Source organism: Parashewanella hymeniacidonis (assembly GCF_016900895.1).
GTDB classification, from domain to species: Bacteria; Pseudomonadota; Gammaproteobacteria; order Enterobacterales; family Shewanellaceae; genus Parashewanella; species Parashewanella hymeniacidonis.
The window spans coordinates 1-4,187 of sequence record NZ_JAFEUN010000193.1; the positions used below are offsets into that span (position 1 = coordinate 1).

Below are 4,187 nucleotides of genomic sequence, written 5' to 3' on the forward strand. Positions count from 1 at the left end.
TCTAAAACAGATTCTATTAGTGAAGTCATGAGCAGCAGCTTTGTGAAGGTTGTATTTGCAAATTATATTTTCACAAACTCTGCTCGTGATTTCGAATTATTCAAAAAACTGTCCGAAGTATTGGAGTAACTGAGATCATTCTTAACCTTGGTGAAAGGAACTACTCGTCCACATTATTTATATCACTCCCAAAATCGATTTGTATACCAGCTTGCATTCACCCAATAGGTGATAATAGTTAATCAGATGATTTCATAAGCTTAAAAGTAATTTAGCGTTCAACTGAGTTTTTAGGTTAATAAAGTGGGTGTTAGTAGAAGGGGCTCATATCCCTGTCACTTATCGATTAATTAAATGAACAGTCATTCTAATGGTGAAATACGATAAGAATATTCAATAGTTACAACATAAGCATGTAACTTAAACGCCATTAAGCTAATGGCGTTGTATCATTTTCTATTCGCCATTGATTCCTAATAGCTCAACATCAAAAATCAGTACTGAATTGCCACCAATCTTTCCAGTTGAACGGTTACCATAGGCTAAATTTGCAGGAATGAAGAATCGGTATTTGTCACCTATGACCATCAACTGTAAACCTTCAGTCCAACCTTTAATCACTTTATTTAAAGGAAATGAGATTGGTTCACCACGATCCACTGAACTGTCAAACACGGTTCCATCAATCAATGTACCGTGATAATGCACCTTAACGGTGTCCGTTGCTTTTGGATGAACAGTTCCTTCACCTTTATGCAATACTTTATATTGCAAACCAGAATTCGTGGTGTTCACTCCTTCTTGAGTATTATTTTTATTTAAAAAGGCCGTGCCTTGAGCTAGGTTTTGTTTTGCTTGTTCACTGCTTTGTGATTGAGTGAAGAAGTAAAAAACAACCATGGCAATGACCACCACAGCAAGTAACATTTTCATATTTTCGTCCGATTTTTAGAGGGGAAACAAAACGCCATATTTGCACTATATTTAAATGAATTCAACGAAGTATTGGAAGGATTCAACAATGGTAACCAAAGTAGTCGTTATTGGTGGTGGGTTTGCTGGTGTGTTTGCAGCGAAGTATTTATCTGAAATCGCAGGTGACGAAGTCGACATCGAGTTGATCAGCGAACGAAATTATTTTGTATTTCAACCTTTATTACCTGAAGTTGCATCTGGTGTCATCAACTCTCAAGATGCGGTAACACCACTGCGTTTGTTATTACCCAAGGTCAAAGTTAGGTTGGCAGAAGTTCGCGGAATAGATACAGAAGCTAAAACTGTGCAGTTGGTTCAAGGACGACAAAGAATTCTCCATGACTTACCTTATGATGAAGTTGTTATTGCATCAGGGCAGATCACTGATCTTTCAATGTTCAAAGGTTTTCAGCAACACAGCTTAACCATGAAAGACTTGTCAGATGCCTATATCCTAAGAAATAAAGTCATTTCTAACTTTGAATTAGCAGACGTTACAGACAACCAAGAATTAAAAGAGCGACTATTAACTTTTGTGGTCGCTGGTGGTGGTTTTTCTGGGGTTGAAACGATGGGGGAGCTACAAGAGATGATTCATCGTACACTTCAATTCTATCCTCAAATCTCCAAGCAAGAAATTCGTTTAGTGTTAGTGCAATTTGGCGATAGGATTTTGATGGAATTACCGGAAAAGCAAAGTCAGTATGCTCACAAGGTGCTTGAAAAAAGAGGTGTTGAAATAAAGCTCGGTACAGGAGTTAACTCTGCTACGTCGACCAGTGTGACTACTAATCACGGTGAAGTAATCCCAACAACAACAGTGATTACCACTATCGGTAACGGACCATCGCCTTTTGTTAAGTCGCTTGGTTTAGAACTTAATCGAGGAAAAATCCCAACAACTAGAGAATTACAAGTTGAGGGTGTCGAGCATGTGTGGTCATTAGGTGATATTGCAGCGATTCCACTTGATGGTGGAAAAATTGCGCCCCCGACTGCTCAAGCAACCGTACGAGAAGCGAAAATTCTTGCTGATAACCTTTACGCATCACTTCAAGGCAAAGCATTAAAGCCTTTCGAGTATTGTTCGAAGGGAGCGTTAGCGTCATTGGGTGGTTATTCCGCAGTTGGCAGCATGATGGGCATGAATCTATACGGTTTATTTGCGTGGTTTCTGTGGCGTGGTTTTTATATAGCGATGCTGCCAGGCTTTGCAACTCGAGTACGAGTCGCACTGAACTGGATGTTCGATTACTTCATGCCGCGAACCATCGTGCATATGGAGCAAGAAAAACCGCATGCATGTCGATATATGCATTTCACTGAAGGAGATGTGGTATTTAATCCCAGTGAGTGGGTTGATGGATTCTATGTGGTGGTTGACGGTGAATTAAGGCTGGATGTTGAATCTTGCGATGAAACACCAGCGTTTTCAAGAACCTTTGATGTTAATGATCATTGGGGAGAACGAACCATACAAAACGAATGTATGACGACAGGAACATTAACTGCGGTGAAAGACACCATTGTGATGGTCATTCCCAAGGATGATTTTTTAAGAATGCGCGAAGCAATGCCGAGCTGGGATGAATATTTTAATAACCTTGATGCGTCTAAATATTCAGGTGCGATTTTAGAAATAGAGAGAAGAAAGGCGGGTTAATAACAGATGAAAAGGTTCAGTGTGATAGATACTGAACCTTTTCATTTTTGTCGATATATCCAACCCATTCGAGCCAGACTAATCCAACACCCGATTCAATAATTTGCTGCTCTGTAAGGTTAGGGCGACTAAAACGATATCGACTTATTAGCTCGCTTTTTAAACTCAGAATGTCACTAATACTTCCAACACGGTTAGAAAAGCTTAATTTCTTGTAACCATTCACCAGCCCCGTATTGACTTTTCAAATAAACAGTGAAACTTACTTGCGGGGTGGTACTTGTGTCACAAAACAATGGCAAGCTTGTAGTTATAAATGCCAATAAACGGGAGTTTGAGATTGTCAATACCCCTCTGGTGAATGCTTACATAGAAGGTGCTTGTCGTCATTTGATAAACGATAGACTGGATATTACCGGTGCCCGTTGGGGGCTTGATGGAGGTGAAGCGATTTTAAAACTACGGTCACTGAAATCTAGCGATGATTTTGATGATTATTGGCTTTTCCATAAACAGCAATCCAAACGACGATTTTATAAAGCTGCTGTAACCGTCGAATGAAAGGAACTGCACCCTTTGAAATTTAAGTTTTGATTGTTAACTAATGTTCACTTGAATAAGAGGAATACATTTATTACTGTAAATTTTTGCGACAACGAATAGATAAATATGAGTGCAGAAGGTGTATCCAGTCATAGCAAAAACTATTTTCTTACTGATTTACTGTTTGAGGCCGTTGATGAAACGGCTTTACCTGCGGCTATCGGCTTAGCTACAGCTGGGCCAGCAGGTGCTGTATCTGCTTCATCTCTTGCTTTAGGTTTATTCTTTGCAGAAAAAACAACTCAATATTTATTACCTGAATTAAAAGATAATAAATACTTATACGTTGGAAAACACTTAATTAAAGCCAGTTTTACAGCAGTTAATTCTGCAAAGTTAATGAGTTCAAACTATTTTTGTTTAACCAAAGATTGGGTTTTAAAATCAGGAAATTTTGCATTCGATATTGGAAAGTCTTTGTGCGGGTATTTATTTGGAGTAGCAGTAAATCGAGCAAGTGATTCTATACAGTCTGAAAGAGTTAAAATGGCTGTACGGACTGTATCAGGTGTCATAGTCGGATACATAACGGTTAAATCACAAGATTACCTCAATGTAAAAACAAACCACTGTTCTTCCTCTGGATGCGCTACTCCCATATGTGACAAATTTAAAAGTAAATAACCAAAATATGGCAACAATTCTGATGATTAGATAAGTGAAGTATTAAAGTAAATGGGGGAGAGTAATAATGATTTTAAACACGGAATTGTCCAGAAATGTGCTGCATTCGATATGATACTTATTACTTAACTTTCCAGTAAAAATGCATTTAAGGGCAAGGAGTATGAAACTTTATGTTTTTAATCGTTACAGTTTCAACGCTGACTCTTCTACACAAATATTATGGAAATTGAACTTATTATCGTTTCGTTGATCTGATCAGTAAATTACACTAGATAAGGCAACGCATCATGTCAATTTTCAACCAAGATCTATGGTCAAA

Annotated in this window: 4 protein-coding genes and 1 pseudogene; 3 read left to right on the plus strand and 2 right to left on the minus strand. The window is 38.2% G+C overall.

Features of this window, described 5'->3' with window-relative positions; all coding sequences use genetic code 11:
- Positions 1 to 456 precede the first annotated feature (456 nt).
- Positions 457 to 933 carry a BamJ family beta-barrel-assembly machinery protein gene (locus tag JQC92_RS21240; RefSeq protein WP_205001530.1) on the minus strand — a complete coding sequence of 159 codons (477 nt, stop codon included), beginning with the start codon at positions 931 to 933 and terminating at the stop codon, positions 457 to 459.
- Between the two features lie 88 nt (positions 934 to 1,021).
- On the opposite strand from JQC92_RS21240, the gene JQC92_RS21245 reads away from it, so the two are divergent.
- Complete coding sequence (locus JQC92_RS21245) at positions 1,022 to 2,638, plus strand: FAD-dependent oxidoreductase (RefSeq protein WP_205001531.1); 1,617 nt, start codon at positions 1,022 to 1,024, stop codon at positions 2,636 to 2,638.
- Between the two features lie 16 nt (positions 2,639 to 2,654).
- Here JQC92_RS21245 and JQC92_RS21250 read toward each other — a convergent pair whose 3' ends face one another.
- Positions 2,655 to 2,864 carry a hypothetical protein gene (locus JQC92_RS21250; RefSeq protein WP_205001532.1) on the minus strand — a complete coding sequence of 70 codons (210 nt, stop codon included), beginning with the start codon at positions 2,862 to 2,864 and terminating at the stop codon, positions 2,655 to 2,657.
- 125 nt (positions 2,865 to 2,989) lie between these two features.
- Here JQC92_RS21250 and JQC92_RS21255 point away from each other — a divergent pair.
- Positions 2,990 to 3,199 (plus strand): annotated as a pseudogene (locus JQC92_RS21255) (ISKra4 family transposase); the annotation flags it as partial.
- Between the two features lie 108 nt (positions 3,200 to 3,307).
- Positions 3,308 to 3,865 (plus strand): hypothetical protein, encoded by a 558-nt coding sequence (locus tag JQC92_RS21260; protein WP_205001533.1) that lies wholly within the window; start codon positions 3,308 to 3,310, stop codon positions 3,863 to 3,865.
- The last annotated feature ends 322 nt before the right edge of the window (positions 3,866 to 4,187 follow it).